The following is a 13,605-nucleotide window of genomic DNA, read 5'->3' on the forward strand; positions in this document are numbered from 1 at the left end:
GCCAGGTCATCGACTTCTACACCCAGACCGTCGGCCACACCGTCACCAACCACGGCAAGAAGTAACACCCCCGCCCCCGCCAGGGCGCAGGCACGCGAAAACGAGCGGGCTTCCTCGTCTCAGACGGGGAAGCCCGCTCGCGTCGTTACTCCATGCCCGCGCGTCGTTACTTCTTGCCGGACTTCTTTCCGGCCGATCCGCCGTCCGCCGCCGGGGCGTCCGGAGCGGAGGACGCCGGGGTCGCTTCGCCCTCGCTCCTGCCCGCCGCGCGCTCGCGCATCTTGCGCGCCAGTTCCTGCTTCTGGTCGGCTGCCGCCTTGCGGTCGGCGTTGCCTGCGGGGCCCTGGCCCTGCTGATCGCCGCGGGCCAGCTTTTTGCGCTGACCGCCCACGCCGAGAAGGTTGTTGCGGCTCTTTGCCACGGGGTTCTCCCGAAGTGATGAGAAGTGATCTGCGGATTTTTCGGTGGGGGGCGAGCTGTGGCCGCCGCGCGCTCACTCGTAGATCTGGAAGAACATGCCCGTGACGCTACCACCGGGCGGAGGCGGGCCGACACCGATTTCCCGGCGGCCGGGCCGCGCCTCCCTCCCGCACGCCGTCATTCCGCCGTCGGGTCCACCGTCGCCTGGTGTGCCTCGGCGAGGTGCTCCTCGGCCTTCAGCCACGGCAGGAACTGCGCGCTCTTGCGCCAGTCACAGGTGTCACATATCAGTGACCGCTGCATTCCGGCCTTCTGGACGCGTACGACATGCTCACGTCCGTGCTGATCCCATCTGCTGACTTTGCTCGTGGTCGGGGCCGGCATCCATGCCTCCTGTAGACGCACTCGATCTGTCTGCGGCGAAGCCCCCGGTCCGTATCGGCACCGGGGGCTTCGGATCACGACCGTATTCGACCGGGTCAGCAGCCGAGCAGGCGGCCACCCAGGTAGGCCTGGATCTGGTCGAGCGAGACGCGCTCCTGGCGCATGGTGTCGCGCTCGCGGACCGTCACGGCGTTGTCATCGAGGGTGTCGAAGTCGACCGTGACGCAGAACGGCGTGCCGATCTCGTCCTGGCGGCGGTAACGGCGGCCGATGGCGCCCGCGTCGTCGAACTCGATGTTCCAGTTGCGCCGCAGGTCCTCGGCGAGGCCCTTGGCCTTCGGCGAGAGCTGCGGGTTGCGGGAGAGCGGCAGGACGGCGACCTTGACCGGCGCGAGGCGCGGGTCGAGACGCATCACGGTGCGCTTCTCCAGCACGCCCTTCGCGTTGGGCGCCTCGTCCTCGTTGTACGCGTCCAGCATGAAGGCGAGCATCGCGCGGCCGACACCGGCGGCCGGCTCGATGACGTACGGGGTCCAGCGCTCGCCGGCCTCCTGGTCGAAGAACGTGAGGTCATGGCCGGACGCCTTCGCGTGCGCGCCGAGGTCGTAGTCCGTGCGGTTGGCCACACCCTCCAGCTCGCCCCACTCGCTGCCGCCGAACGAGAAGCGGTACTCGATGTCGGCGGTGCGCTTCGAGTAGTGGGAGAGCTTCTCCTTCGGGTGCTCGAACCAGCGCATGTTCTCCTCGCGCATGCCCAGGTCCCGGTACCAGTTCCAGCGCTGCTCCATCCAGTATTCCTGCCACTGCTCGTCCTCGCCCGGCTTGACGAAGAACTCCATCTCCATCTGCTCGAACTCGCGGGTCCGGAAGATGAAGTTGCCGGGCGTGATCTCGTTGCGGAAGGACTTGCCCATCTGGGCGATACCGAACGGGGGCTTCTTGCGCGAGGTCTGCTGGACCTGGGCGAAGTTGGTGAAGATGCCCTGCGCGGTCTCGGGACGCAGGTAGGCGACGGAGCCGCTGTCCTGGGTCGGGCCGAGGTGCGTGGAGAGGAGGCCCGAGAAGGACTTGGGCTCGGTGAAGGTGCCCTTGTTGCCACAGTTGGGGCAGTTGAGGTCGGCGAGCCCGTTCACGGGCGGCTTGCCGTGCTTCTCCTCGTACGCCTCTTCCAGGTGGTCGGCGCGGTAACGCTTGTGACAGGAGGTGCACTCGGTCAGCGGGTCGGTGAAGGTCGCGACGTGACCCGAGGCCTCCCAGGTCTCGGTGGCCAGGATCACCGACGAGTCGAGACCGACGACGTCCTCGCGCGAGGTGACCATATAGCGCCACCACTGACGCTTGAGGTTCTCCTTCAGCTCGACTCCGAGCGGCCCGTAGTCCCAGGCGGCCCGCTGGCCTCCGTAGATCTCACTGGACGGGTAGACGAAGCCACGGCGCTTGCTCAGGTTGACGATGGTGTCGATCTTGTCGGCGGCCACGGTGCTCTCTTCATTACGACGGCGACGAACGGCGAACGCCCAAGGTTAGCGGCGGCCACACCCTTTGAATCAAATCGGTGTGCGGTACTACGACAGACCGCCCTTGTTGACAATCGTTTCCAGTTTTGTTGAAAATGACTGTCATGAACGTACGACGCCTCATCACCAGCGCCGGTCTCGCCGGAGCGGTCTCGCTCAGCCTGGTCGCGCTCGCCGCGTGCTCCTCCTCCGACGAATCCGCCGGCGGGAAGAACGACGGCAAACTGGCGGTGACCGCGTCGTTCTACCCCATGCAGTACCTCGCGGAGCGAATAGGCGGCGACCACGTCTCCGTCACCACGCTCACCAAGCCCGGCGTCGAGCCGCACGACCTGGAGCTGAAGCCGCGCCAGGTGGCCTGGCTCGGGGAGTCCGACGTCGTCCTCTATCTCAAGGGCATCCAGCCGGCGGTCGACGAGGCCATCAGCCAGTCCGGCGTGAAGAACGTCGTCGACGCGGCCTCGCTCACCACGCTGGAGAAGCACGGCACCGAGGCGGGCGCGCACGAGCACGCCGAGCACTCCGAAGAGGCCGGCGGAGCAGGCGGGACCGACCCGCACATCTGGCTGGATCCGGTGCGTTACACCGAGATCGCCAAGGGCGTCGGCGCCTCCCTGGAGAAGGCGGACCCGGTCCACGCGGGCGCCTACCGCACGAACACCGCCGCCGTGGTCAAGGACCTGGCCGCCCTGGACACCTCGTACCGCCAGGGCCTCGCGCACACCGCCACCAGGACGTTCATCACCACCCACGCGGCCTTCGCCTACCTCGCCGAGCGCTACGGGCTCGAACAGGAGGCCATCAGCGGCGTCGACCCCGACTCGGAGCCGAGCCCCGCCCGGATCAAGGCGCTGGGGACCATCGCGAAGCGGGACAAGGTGACCACCGTATTCTTCGAAACGCTGGTCAGCGACAAGACCGCCAAGACCGTCGCCGGGGACGCGGGACTGAAGACCGACGTCCTCGATCCCCTTGAGGGAATTACGGACAAGTCCCGGGGCGATGACTACATCGGGGTCATGCGGTCCAACCTCGCCTCGCTGCGGAACGCACTCGGCGCGAAGTGAACGGTCACGGCTGACAGCAGCGAGGGAGAGGCGCCGGACATGGCGACAGCGAACACGGAACAGCCCGGGAAACCCGGACAGGCGAGGGACACAGTGCCGGACAGCACACGGGACACAGCGGAAGACGCGCAGGCGGGGCCGGTGGTCATATCCGTGCGCGCCGCCACGGCCGAGCTGGGCTCGCGTCCCGTGCTGCGGGGCCTCGACCTGACCGTGCGCCGGGGCGAGGTGGTCGCACTGCTCGGCGCCAACGGCTCGGGCAAGTCCACGGCCGTACGCTCCGTGATCGGCCAGGTGCCGTTGAGCGGTGGCGAGATCTCGCTCTTCTCGACCCCGCTGCGCCGCTTCCGCGACTGGGCGCGCGTCGGATACGTACCGCAGCGCACCACCGCGGCGAGCGGAGTGCCCGCGACGGTCCGCGAGGTCGTCTCGTCGGGCCGGCTGTCCCGCAGGAAGCTGCGCAGGCCCGGGAAGGCCGACCGGGAGGCCGTACAGCGGGCCATCGAGCTGGTCGGGCTCGCGGACCGGGCCAGGGACTCCGTGGGCGCGCTCTCCGGCGGCCAGCACCAGCGTGTGCTGATAGCCAGGGCCCTCGCGGCGGCTCCGGAGCTGCTGATCATGGACGAACCGATGGCGGGCGTCGACCTGGCCAGCCAGGAGATCCTCGCGGCGACCCTGCGCGACCAGGTCGCGGCCGGGACGACCGTCCTGCTGGTCCTGCACGAGCTGGGCCCGCTGGAGCCGCTGATCGACCGTACGGTCGTGCTGCGGGACGGCGGAGTCGTATACGACGGGCCGCCTGTCGCGCACGGCCACAGCGCCGCTCAGGGCGACGCACAGGGCCATGAGCACGGCTACGGCTACGCGCACGACGACGCCGGCATCGACCACGGCCCCGGCCGCTCGTGCGAACTCCCCACCGACCGCAGCTGCCACCCCCACGAGGCCGGCGAGCCCCTTCGTACAGGACTGCTGACCTGATCATGGAAATACTCCAGACCGCCTTCATGCAGCGGGCGCTGCTCGCCGCCGTGCTGGTCGGCATCACCGCGCCCGCCATCGGCATCTACCTCGTCCAGCGCCGCCAGGCCCTCATGGGCGACGGCATCGGCCATGTCGCGCTGACCGGGGTCGGCCTCGGCTTCCTGCTCTCCACGAGCCCCGTGTGGATGGCGACGCTGGTGTCGGTCCTGGGCGCCGTCACGATGGAGCTGATCAGGGCGTACGGCCGCACCCGCGGCGACATCGCGCTCGCCATGCTCTTCTACGGCGGTATGTCGGGCGGTGTGCTGCTGATCAATCTCGCGCCGAACGGCTCGAACGCCAACCTCAGTTCGTACCTCTTCGGCTCGCTGTCGACCGTCTCACCGACCGATGTGATCACCATCTCGGTGCTCGCCGCCTTCGTCGTGCTGGTCACGGTGGGGCTGCGCAGGCAGCTCTTCGCGATCAGCCAGGACGAGGAGTTCGCCCGGGTCACCGGGCTGCCCGTGCGCACCTTCAACCTGCTGATCGCGGTCACCGCGGCGGTGACGGTCACCGTGGCCATGCGGGTCGTGGGGCTGCTGCTGGTCAGCGCGCTGATGGTGGTACCGGTGGCGGCGGCGCAGCAGATCACCCGGTCCTTCGCGGTCACGTTCGTGCTGTCGGTCGCGATCGGTACGGCGGTGACGCTGGCCGGCACGATCACCTCGTACTACCAGGACGTACCGCCGGGCGCGACGATCGTGCTGCTGGCCATCGGCCTGTTCGTGGTGCTCACCGTCGCCGCCACGCCGCTGGCCCGGCGCCGGGCACGGGCGCTGAAATCGGCGGAGGCGGAAGCGGAGGTGGAAGCCCGGACCGCGGAAGCCGCTGTGCCCGCCGCGCGGCGGCTGGCGGACGACATCGCGGTCCGACACTGAACGGACCCACCGCGAACGGACCCACCGCGAACTGACCGCGAACTGGCAGAATGACGCGCGACGACGGATGCGCGCAACGCCCGGTGGGTACGGGCAGAAGCAAGGAGGCACCTGTGACGACTGCGCCCAGCAGTGGACCGAGTACGGCCACGGTGCGCGGCCGGTCGACCCGTCAGCGTGCCGCGGTGGCGGCCGCGCTGGACGAGGTGGACGAGTTCCGCAGCGCGCAGGAGCTTCACGACATGCTCAGACACCGCGGCGACTCGGTGGGACTGACCACCGTCTACCGCACTCTGCAGACCCTCGCCGACTCGGGCGAGGTCGATGTACTGCGGACGAACGACGGCGAGTCCGTGTACCGGCGCTGCTCGACCGGTGACCACCACCACCATCTGGTGTGCCGGATGTGCGGGAAGGCCGTGGAGGTGGAGGGTCCCGCCGTGGAGCAGTGGGCGGAGACGATCGCGGCGCAGCACGGCTATGTGAGCGTCGCGCACACGGTGGAGGTCTTCGGTACGTGCGCGGAGTGCGCCGACTGCGCGGAGGCACCGGCGGAGAACTGAGCCGGGCCCGCGCGGCGGTGGGCGGCGGCCGAGCCCGCCACCACCCACCGCGTGCGGCTCAGCTCTCCCGCTGCTCGCCCGGCTGCTCGTCCTGCTCCTGGATGTCCTGGGCTGCCTCCTCGTTGGGCAGGGCACCGCCGAAGCGGCGGTCCCTGGACGCGTACTCCAGGCAGGCCCGCCACAGGTCACGGCGGTCGAAGTCCGGCCACAGCACGTCCTGGAAGACCATCTCGGCGTAACTGCTCTGCCAGATGAGGTAGTTGGACGTACGCTGCTCACCGCTCGGGCGCAGGAAGACGTCCACGTCCGGCATGTCCGGGTAGTACAGGTACTTGGCGAAGGTCTTCTCGTTGACCTTGGACGGGTCGAGCTTCCCGGACGCCACGTCGACGGCGAGCGCGCGCGCCGCGTCCGCGATCTCCGCGCGGCCGCCGTAATTGACGCAGAAGTACAGCGTCATGGCGTCGTTGTCCACGGTCTGCTCCTGCGCGACCTGGAGCTCCTGGACGACCGACTTCCACATCTTGGGCATACGGCCGACCCAGCGGATCCGGATGCCCAGCTCGTTCATCTCGTCGCGGCGGCGGCGGATGACGTCACGGTTGAAGTTCATCAGGAACCGCACCTCGTCGGGGGTGCGCTTCCAGTTCTCGGTGGAGAAGGCGTAGAGGGAGAGGTTCTTGACGCCCATCTCCAGACAGCCCTTGAGTACGTCGAGGACGACGCCCTCGCCGACCTTGTGGCCCTCGGTACGCGGCAGCCCGCGCTCCTTGGCCCAGCGGCCGTTGCCGTCCATGACCACGGCCACGTGCTTCGGTACCAGCTCGCCGGGGATCTTCGGCGGCCGCGCCCCGGACGGGTGCGGCTCCGGCGTCTTGTACTCGCGGCGGGAAAGGCCCAGGATTCCGCGTCGTGCCATGCGCTCTTGTCTCCTCAATCCTTCTCTACGTATCAATTCTTCTCTACGTACCTGAGTGAGCGCAGACCGCGCTCCAGATGCCAGTGCAGGTAGGCGGAGACCAGCCCGCTGCCCTCCCTGACATGCCGCGCCTCACACGCGTCGGCCGTCTCCCAGTCACCGGTCAGCAGCGCGCTGAGCAGTCCGACGGCCTCCGCCGAGGGTACGACGCTGCCGGGCACCCGGCAGTCGCCGCATATGACTCCTCCCGCCGCGACCGAAAAGAAACGGTTCGGCCCGCCCAGGCCGCATTTGGCGCAGTCCACGAAGCTCGGCGCGTAGCCGTTCACCGCGAGCGAGCGCAGCAGGAACGCGTCGAGGATCAGATGGGGCGCGTGTTCTCCCCGGGCGAGCGTCCGCAGCCCGCCGACGAGCAGCAGATACTGCTGCACGGCGGGCTCGCCCTCGTGGTCGGTGAACCGCTCTGCGGTCTCCAGCATGGCCGTGCCCGCGGTGTAGCGCGCGTAGTCGGTGACGATGCCGCCGCCGTACGGAGCGATGATCTCGCCCTGGGTGCAGAGCGGCAGTCCGCGTCCGATCAGTTCGCTGCCGCGCGCGAAGAACTGCACGTCGACATGGGAGAACGGCTCCAGGCGCGCCCCGAACTTCGACTTGGTGCGCCGCACTCCCCGCGCGACGGCACGGACGCGGCCGTGGCCGCGGGTCAGAAGCGTGATGATGCGGTCGGCCTCACCGAGCTTCTGGGTGCGCAGCACGATGCCGTCGTCCCGGAACAGACTCATGGCCCCATTGTCCCGTACCCCCGCGCCTCACCTCCCGGCCGCCCGCCCCCGGCGTACGGGAGGGACGCCTCAGGCGCGGTGTGGCGGCCCGGGAGGCGTGCGAGTGCCCAGGAGAGTGCGCGGGAGCGCGCGAGGGCTCAGGAGGGCGTACGGGAGGCCGCCAGCAGGAGCCTGGCCGTGTCGTCCGCGCACAGGTGGAGCGCGCCGCCGACAGTGACCAGGACCTCGCGCTCCGCCGGGCTGTAGGGGCCGTCGGCCAGGGCGATCCTGGCCGCTTGGAGCACGATCGACTCGCGGCCCGCCGGGGCCAGATGCGGGGCCAGCGGTCCCAGCGATTCGTGCAGTTCGATGGCGAGCGCGGCGCCGCAGGGTCCGGGGCCGGCGAGGAACCGGCCGGTGTCGGCGGCCAGCGCCGCCACCAGGTCCGTCAGCTGGGTTTCGGTGCACTCCTCGAATCCGGCCGCCCTGACGGCGACGGCCGCGGTCTCCACGACCGTACGGGAGGACGTGCCGCCGGCCGCGAGGACGGCGAGCGCGACGGTCTGGACGGCGTCGCGCAGCATCGCCGAGAAGCGTGCGGTGGTGGGGTGGTCGAGGACGCCGGTCGAGAAGTGGCCGTGGCAGGCGGCGCATTCGATCACGGGGCCCGCGGATCCGCGCGGCAGCAGCGGCACCCCGAGAACGGTGAAACGGCGACGGCCCGTGCGGCGGCGGTAGTTGCGGTCGCCACCGCAGCCGGGGCAGAAGAACTCCCCGTCGCCTACGGTGTTCCACGACGTGCGCATGCCACAGATGCGCACTTTTCGGCCGCTTGGTTCGTGAGTGGGCAGCACGTCGCGCACCTCCGTAACGCTCCGGCAACATTGCCGCGTTGAGTGATGTTAGCCACATAGTCGGGGCGTCGTCAGTACCCTGGCGTGAGATCGCCATGACATGGCCGAACCCCGCCCACCGTTTCCGGTGGACGGGGTCCGTGAACGCTCAGGTCAGCGCGGCGGCCGGGGGCTCGTTCAGCGGGTCGCGCGGTTCACCGCGGAGATGACCGCTTTGAGTGACGCCCGGGTGGTGTTCGCGTCGATCCCGATGCCCCACAGCACCTTTCCGTCGATCGCGCACTCGATGTACGAGGCGGCCTGCGCCCGCGCGCCCTCGCTCATCGTGTGTTCCTGGTAGTCGAGCAGGCGGGCGTCGATGCCGACGGCGGCCAGCGCCTCGAAGAACGCGGAGATCGGGCCGTTGCCGGTACCGGTCAGCTCGGCCTCCACCCCGTCCACCACGGCCTCGATGGTCAGGGTGTCCTGACCGTCCTTGTCGGTCGTGGACTGGCCGCTGCGCAGCTGGATGCGGCCCCAGGCGTCGTCCGGGTTGGGCAGGTACTCGTCCTGGAAGACCGCCCAGATCTCGGCGGGGGTGATCTCGCCGCCGTCGGCGTCGGTCTTGGCCTGAATCGTGCGGGAGAACTCGATCTGCATCCGGCGGGGCAGGTCCAGCTGGTGGTCGTTCTTCAGGACGTACGCGATACCGCCCTTGCCGGACTGCGAGTTGACGCGGATGACCGCCTCGTACGAACGGCCCACGTCCTTGGGGTCGATCGGCAGGTACGGCACGGCCCACTCGATCTCGTCGACCGTCTTGCCCCGTGCGGTGGCGTCGGCGGCCATCGCGTCGAAGCCCTTCTTGATGGCGTCCTGGTGGGAGCCGGAGAAGGAGGTGTAGACGAGGTCGCCCGCGTAGGGGTGGCGCGGGTGGATCTCCATCTGGTTGCAGTACTCGCTCGTGCGGCGGATCTCGTCGATCTGCGAGAAGTCGATCTGCGGGTCGACGCCCTGCGAGAACAGGTTCATGCCCAGCGTCACCAGGTCGACGTTGCCGGTGCGCTCGCCCTGGCCGAACAGACAGCCCTCGATACGGTCGGCGCCCGCCATGATCGCCAGTTCGGCGGCGGCGACGGCCGTGCCGCGGTCGTTGTGCGGGTGGACGGACAGGCAGACGTGCTCACGGCGTGACAGGTTGCGCGACATCCACTCGAAGCGGTCCGCGTGCGTGGAGGGCGTCGAACGCTCCACGGTGGCGGGCAGGTTGAGGATGATCTCGCGTCCGGTCTCGGGCTGCCAGACGTCCATGACGGCCTCGCAGACCTCCAGCGCGAAGTCCAGCTCGGTGTCGGTGAAGATCTCCGGGCTGTACTGGTAGCCGAAGATGGTCTCCGGGCCCAGGATCTTCTCCGCGTACTCCATGACGAGCCGGGTGCCGTCCACGGCGATCTGCTTGACCTGGTCCTTCGTGCCGCGGAAGACGACGCGGCGGAAGGTGGGGGCGGTCGCGTTGTAGAGGTGGACGGTGGCGCGGTGGGCGCCGCGCAGCGATTCCACCGTGCGCTCGATCAGTTCTTCACGGGCCTGGGTCAGGACGGAGATCGTCACGTCCTCGGGGATCGCGCCCTCTTCGATGATCGAGCGCACGAAGGCGAAGTCCGTGTCGCCCGACGACGGGAAGCCGACCTCGATCTCCTTGTAGCCCATGCGTACCAGGAGATCGAACATCTCCCGCTTGCGCGCGGGGGACATCGGGTCGATCAGGGCCTGGTTGCCGTCGCGCAGGTCCGTCGAGAGCCAGCGGGGAGCGGTCGTGACGCGGTTCTCGGGCCAGGTGCGGTCGGGGATGTGGACGGCCTCGTAGCGGCCGTACTTGTGGATCGGCATCCCGGACGGCTTCTGGGTGTGGGTCGCGTTGGTGATGGGCGTGGGGCGACCGACAGACATGTCAGACATTGCGCAGGGCTCCTCGTGTGTCCACTGGGACGGCCGACGGGACGTGATCACCGCAACGCCAGACTCCGCGGGGAGGGGGTCGGCCTACGACTACAGACCCTCGCCGCGGCAGCTAAGGAGAAGCAGCCCGTAACGCATGATGCTCCACACCATAGCCGAGGGCATGCCGGTCCGTGAACGCGCGTATCAGTATGCGGGATCCACCGGATCTAACCGCCGAACAGCGGCGAATCACTCTATTTCATCAATTATGGTTGCAACTAGTGACAGCACGATCACGCAGTGCCACATTGCTTCCATGGACGTCACCGACACCTCGATCACCCACCCCGTCTTCTGCACCATCGTGCCGCCGCACGTGCTGGACAAGCTGGCGGGCTCCGACAACCCCGCGCTCTCTGGGCCCGCCCGCCGCACGCTGGACGCGGACGCCGCCCAGCGCACCCGCCGCCTGACCGCGGTCGCGGATCTCCGCGCGGCGACCGCGTCGCCGGCGGACGCGCCGGAGGAGCCGCCCGCCGACCACCCCGAGCGCACCATCCACGACTGCGGGCACCGCACGAAGCTGCCCGGCAAGAAGGTGCGCGCCGAGGGCGAGGAGCCCGGCAGCGATGCCACCGTCAACCGCGCGTACAACGGCCTCGGGGCGACCTTCGAGCTGTTCCTGAAGGCGTACGGACGGCATTCGCTCGACGGCGCCGGGCTGCCGCTCGTCGCCAGCGTGCACTACGACGAGGACTACAACAACGCCTTCTGGGACGGCAAGCAGATGGTCTTCGGTGACGGCGACGGGGAGGTCTTCCTCGACTTCACCCTCCCCGTCGACGTCATCGGACACGAACTGACCCACGGCATCACGCAGTACACCGCCAACCTCAACTACTTCGGCCAGCCCGGCGCGCTGAACGAGTCGATCTCCGACGTCTTCGGCTCGCTGGTCAAGCAGTACACGCTGGACCAGACCGCGGCCGACGCCGACTGGCTGATCGGCGCGGGCCTGCTGGGGCCGAACGTCAAGGGCGTCGCCCTGCGTTCGATGAAGGCGCCGGGCACGGCGTACGACGACAAGGTCCTCGGCAAGGACCCGCAGCCCGCCTCGATGGACGACTTCGTCCACACGAGCAGCGACGAGGGCGGGGTTCACATCAACTCCGGCATCCCCAACCACGCGTTCTACCTGCTCGCCGACCAACTCGGCGGCAAGGCCTGGGAGCGCGCGGGACAGGTCTGGTTCGACGTACTGACCGGCGGCAAGCTGACGGTCGACGCGAGCTTCGAGGACTTCGCGAAGCTCACCGTGGCGGCGGCGCAGACCCGCTTCGGCGACGGCGCGGAGCACGAGGCCGTCGTCAAGGCGTGGTCCGAGGTCGGGGTTCCCACCGCGTGAGCGGCGGACCACGGCTGTCGCGGCTGTCCGGCACGTACTAGACAGGGACCATGCGTATCCAGGTACGGCGTACGGGCGGCTTCGCGGGCATCGAGCGGCGGGCCGAGGTGGACACCTCGGCCCTGCCCGACGCGGCGGAAGCGGACGCCTGGCAGCGGCTCGCGGAACAGGCACTGGCCGACAGCGGGGACAGCCCGCCCAGCGGGGTGCCCGACGGCTTCCGCTACCGGATCACCGTCGACGGCCGCACGGTCCAGTGGGCGGACCCGCGGCTCTCCGACGCACAGCGCGCGCTGATCTCGCGGCTCCTGAAGGAGGGCGCGTAGACCGTGGCGCGGGGCGGTGCGGTCCCGTCGTGGTCAGCAGCCGGTCCGGTCGTGGCGGCCGGTCCGGTCGTGGCGAACGGTCCGGTCAGAAGCCGAGCTTGCGGAGCTGCTTGGGGTCGCGCTGCCAGTCCTTGGCGACCTTCACATGCAGGTCGAGGAAGACCGGCGTGCCGAGCAGCGCCTCGATGTGCTTGCGGGACTTCGTCCCGACCTCCTTGAGGCGCTGGCCCTTCGGGCCGATGATGATGCCCTTCTGGCTGGGGCGCTCGATGTAGACGTTCGCGTGGATGTCGAGCAGCGGCTTGTCGGCCGGGCGGTCCTCGCGCGGCAGCATCTCCTCGACCACGACCGCGATCGAGTGCGGCAGCTCGTCCCGTACGCCTTCCAGCGCGGCCTCGCGGATCAGCTCGGCGACCATGACCATCTCGGGCTCGTCGGTGAGGTCGCCCTCCGGGTAGAGCGGCGGGCTCTCCGGGAGGAGGGGCACCAGCAGGTCCGCCAGCAGGCCGACCTGCTGGTCGCCGACGGCGGAGACCGGGACGATCTCGGCCCACTCGAAGCCGAGTTCCTTGCCGAGCTGGTCGATCGCGATGAGCTGTTCCGCGAGGGTCTTGGAGTCGACCAGGTCCGTCTTCGTGACGACCGCGACCTTCGGGGTCTTCTTGATCCCGGCCAGCTCCTTGGCGATGAAGCGGTCTCCGGGGCCGAGCTTCTGGTCGGCGGGCAGGCAGAAGCCGATGACGTCGACCTCGGACCAGGTGGTGCGCACGACATCGTTCAGCCGCTCGCCGAGCAGCGTGCGCGGCTTGTGCAGGCCGGGGGTGTCCACGAGGATCAGCTGCGCCTCCGGCCGGTGCACGATGCCGCGGACGGTGTGACGCGTGGTCTGCGGCCGGTTCGAGGTGATGGCCACCTTCTGACCGACCAGAGCGTTCGTGAGGGTGGACTTGCCTGCGTTGGGACGGCCGACGAAGCAGGCGAAGCCGGCCCTGTGGGGTGCTTCTGCTGTCTCGGGGGAGGAGGTACGAGCGCTCATGGCGCCCATTCTCCCCGATCGTTTCGCCGCTGCCGACCAGATGTGCCCCGCGCCGGGTCCGGTACGGGGCCGGCTGCGGGACCGGACGCCGGATCGGGCAGGCGATACGGCGCGCGATCCGACGCCGCCGTCACCCCGCTGTGACGACCGCGCGCAGCGTTCCGTCGGGGCCCGCCACCAGGACCGGCGTCCCGGCGCCGCCCAGGTCCCGCACGGCCGCGCGGTCCTCGTCCGTCGCGGTTTCCGCCGCCGTGACGACCGCGGCCGCCTCCAGCGAGGTCGCGCCGCTGGCGACGGCCATCGCCACCGCCGTACGCAGCGCGCTCAGCTTGAGGGAGTCGAGGTCCACGGTGCCGGCGACGTAGGTGCGCCCCGTCTCGTCCCGTACCGCCGCGCCCTCGGGCACGCCGTTGCGGGCGCGGGCGCTGCGGGCCAGCGTGATGATCTTGCGGTCCTCTGGGTCGAGGTCGGTGGAACCGGAGTCGGCGCTCTGAGTCATGTGCCGAGCATAGGGAAAGTCCGAGGTGCG

15 protein-coding genes are annotated in these 13,605 nt (G+C 69.5%); 6 read left to right on the forward strand and 9 right to left on the reverse strand.

The features are described 5' to 3' along the window. Positions 1 to 166: 166 nt before the first annotated feature. The 3 genes from ACIP6N_RS18690 to ACIP6N_RS18700 all read right to left on the reverse strand — a co-directional run bounded on the left by ACIP6N_RS18690 (position 167) and on the right by ACIP6N_RS18700 (position 2,282). Positions 167 to 421, reverse strand: a complete 255-nt coding sequence (locus ACIP6N_RS18690; protein WP_401816903.1) for a DUF6243 family protein — start codon at positions 419 to 421, stop codon at positions 167 to 169. Positions 422 to 597: 176 nt separating this feature from the next. Continuing rightward, positions 598 to 804 (reverse strand): hypothetical protein, encoded by a 207-nt coding sequence (locus tag ACIP6N_RS18695; protein WP_401816904.1) that lies wholly within the window; start codon positions 802 to 804, stop codon positions 598 to 600. A 95-nt stretch (positions 805 to 899) separates the two neighbouring features. Then, positions 900 to 2,282 carry a glycine--tRNA ligase gene (locus tag ACIP6N_RS18700; RefSeq protein WP_401816905.1) on the reverse strand — a complete coding sequence of 461 codons (1,383 nt, stop codon included), beginning with the start codon at positions 2,280 to 2,282 and terminating at the stop codon, positions 900 to 902. Positions 2,283 to 2,425: 143 nt separating this feature from the next. Here ACIP6N_RS18700 and ACIP6N_RS18705 point away from each other — a divergent pair, with 143 nt between their 5' ends. From ACIP6N_RS18705 to ACIP6N_RS18720, 4 genes are all read left to right on the forward strand, one after another. Continuing rightward, positions 2,426 to 3,388, forward strand: a complete 963-nt coding sequence (locus ACIP6N_RS18705) for a metal ABC transporter substrate-binding protein (protein WP_401816906.1) — start codon at positions 2,426 to 2,428, stop codon at positions 3,386 to 3,388. Positions 3,389 to 3,427: 39 nt separating this feature from the next. Next, positions 3,428 to 4,369, forward strand: a complete 942-nt coding sequence (locus tag ACIP6N_RS18710) for a metal ABC transporter ATP-binding protein (RefSeq protein WP_401816908.1) — start codon at positions 3,428 to 3,430, stop codon at positions 4,367 to 4,369. Positions 4,370 to 4,371: 2 nt separating this feature from the next. Continuing rightward, entirely contained in the window at positions 4,372 to 5,292 is a 921-nt protein-coding gene (locus ACIP6N_RS18715) for a metal ABC transporter permease (RefSeq protein WP_401816909.1), read from the forward strand. Positions 5,293 to 5,405: 113 nt separating this feature from the next. Next, the gene (locus ACIP6N_RS18720) at positions 5,406 to 5,855 is read left to right on the forward strand and encodes a Fur family transcriptional regulator (RefSeq protein WP_401816911.1); all 450 of its coding nucleotides are present in this window, start codon (positions 5,406 to 5,408) and stop codon (positions 5,853 to 5,855) included. 58 nt (positions 5,856 to 5,913) lie between these two features. Here ACIP6N_RS18720 and ACIP6N_RS18725 read toward each other — a convergent pair whose 3' ends face one another. From ACIP6N_RS18725 to leuA, 4 genes are all read right to left on the reverse strand, one after another. Further along, entirely contained in the window at positions 5,914 to 6,774 is an 861-nt protein-coding gene (locus tag ACIP6N_RS18725; RefSeq protein ID WP_401816912.1) for an isoprenyl transferase, read from the reverse strand. A 32-nt stretch (positions 6,775 to 6,806) separates the two neighbouring features. Then, entirely contained in the window at positions 6,807 to 7,556 is a 750-nt protein-coding gene (recO, locus tag ACIP6N_RS18730; protein WP_401816913.1) for a DNA repair protein RecO, read from the reverse strand. A 137-nt stretch (positions 7,557 to 7,693) separates the two neighbouring features. Beyond that, a complete protein-coding gene (locus ACIP6N_RS18735) occupies positions 7,694 to 8,341 on the reverse strand; it encodes a TerB family tellurite resistance protein (RefSeq protein WP_401816914.1) in 648 nt (215 codons plus the stop codon). A 225-nt stretch (positions 8,342 to 8,566) separates the two neighbouring features. Continuing rightward, entirely contained in the window at positions 8,567 to 10,327 is a 1,761-nt protein-coding gene (gene leuA / locus ACIP6N_RS18740; protein WP_401816916.1) for a 2-isopropylmalate synthase, read from the reverse strand. Positions 10,328 to 10,625: 298 nt separating this feature from the next. On the opposite strand from leuA, the gene ACIP6N_RS18745 reads away from it, so the two are divergent. Both ACIP6N_RS18745 and ACIP6N_RS18750 read left to right on the forward strand, forming a co-directional pair. Next, positions 10,626 to 11,714: a M4 family metallopeptidase gene (locus ACIP6N_RS18745; RefSeq protein ID WP_401816918.1), complete on the forward strand. Its 1,089-nt coding sequence runs from the start codon at positions 10,626 to 10,628 to the stop codon at positions 11,712 to 11,714. Positions 11,715 to 11,764: 50 nt separating this feature from the next. Continuing rightward, positions 11,765 to 12,040, forward strand: a complete 276-nt coding sequence (locus tag ACIP6N_RS18750) for a protealysin inhibitor emfourin (RefSeq protein ID WP_401816919.1) — start codon at positions 11,765 to 11,767, stop codon at positions 12,038 to 12,040. An 85-nt stretch (positions 12,041 to 12,125) separates the two neighbouring features. On the opposite strand, the gene era is transcribed toward ACIP6N_RS18750, so the two are convergent. After that, positions 12,126 to 13,085, reverse strand: a complete 960-nt coding sequence (era, locus tag ACIP6N_RS18755; protein WP_401816920.1) for a GTPase Era — start codon at positions 13,083 to 13,085, stop codon at positions 12,126 to 12,128. A gap of 121 nt (positions 13,086 to 13,206) precedes the next feature. Next, entirely contained in the window at positions 13,207 to 13,575 is a 369-nt protein-coding gene (locus ACIP6N_RS18760) for a cytidine deaminase (protein WP_401816921.1), read from the reverse strand. Positions 13,576 to 13,605: the final 30 nt, after the last annotated feature.

The organism is Streptomyces sp. NPDC088725 (assembly GCF_044751305.1).
Taxonomy (GTDB): domain Bacteria; phylum Actinomycetota; class Actinomycetes; order Streptomycetales; family Streptomycetaceae; genus Streptomyces.

What these genes read in the sequence shown, in the direction of transcription:
- ACIP6N_RS18695 (WP_401816904.1), bottom strand. Translation starts at nt 804, where the DNA reads ATGCCGGCCCCGACCACGAGCAAAGTCAGCAGATGGGATCAGCACGGA.
- ACIP6N_RS18705 (WP_401816906.1), top strand. Translation starts at nt 2,426, where the DNA reads ATGAACGTACGACGCCTCATCACCAGCGCCGGTCTCGCCGGAGCGGTC.
- ACIP6N_RS18710 (WP_401816908.1), top strand. Translation starts at nt 3,428, where the DNA reads ATGGCGACAGCGAACACGGAACAGCCCGGGAAACCCGGACAGGCGAGG.
- ACIP6N_RS18715 (WP_401816909.1), top strand. Translation starts at nt 4,372, where the DNA reads ATGGAAATACTCCAGACCGCCTTCATGCAGCGGGCGCTGCTCGCCGCC.
- ACIP6N_RS18725 (WP_401816912.1), bottom strand. Translation starts at nt 6,774, where the DNA reads ATGGCACGACGCGGAATCCTGGGCCTTTCCCGCCGCGAGTACAAGACG.
- recO (WP_401816913.1), bottom strand. Translation starts at nt 7,556, where the DNA reads ATGAGTCTGTTCCGGGACGACGGCATCGTGCTGCGCACCCAGAAGCTC.
- ACIP6N_RS18735 (WP_401816914.1), bottom strand. Translation starts at nt 8,341, where the DNA reads ATGCGCACGTCGTGGAACACCGTAGGCGACGGGGAGTTCTTCTGCCCC.
- leuA (WP_401816916.1), bottom strand. Translation starts at nt 10,327, where the DNA reads ATGTCTGACATGTCTGTCGGTCGCCCCACGCCCATCACCAACGCGACC.
- ACIP6N_RS18745 (WP_401816918.1), top strand. Translation starts at nt 10,626, where the DNA reads ATGGACGTCACCGACACCTCGATCACCCACCCCGTCTTCTGCACCATC.
- ACIP6N_RS18750 (WP_401816919.1), top strand. Translation starts at nt 11,765, where the DNA reads ATGCGTATCCAGGTACGGCGTACGGGCGGCTTCGCGGGCATCGAGCGG.
- era (WP_401816920.1), bottom strand. Translation starts at nt 13,085, where the DNA reads ATGGGCGCCATGAGCGCTCGTACCTCCTCCCCCGAGACAGCAGAAGCA.
- ACIP6N_RS18760 (WP_401816921.1), bottom strand. Translation starts at nt 13,575, where the DNA reads ATGACTCAGAGCGCCGACTCCGGTTCCACCGACCTCGACCCAGAGGAC.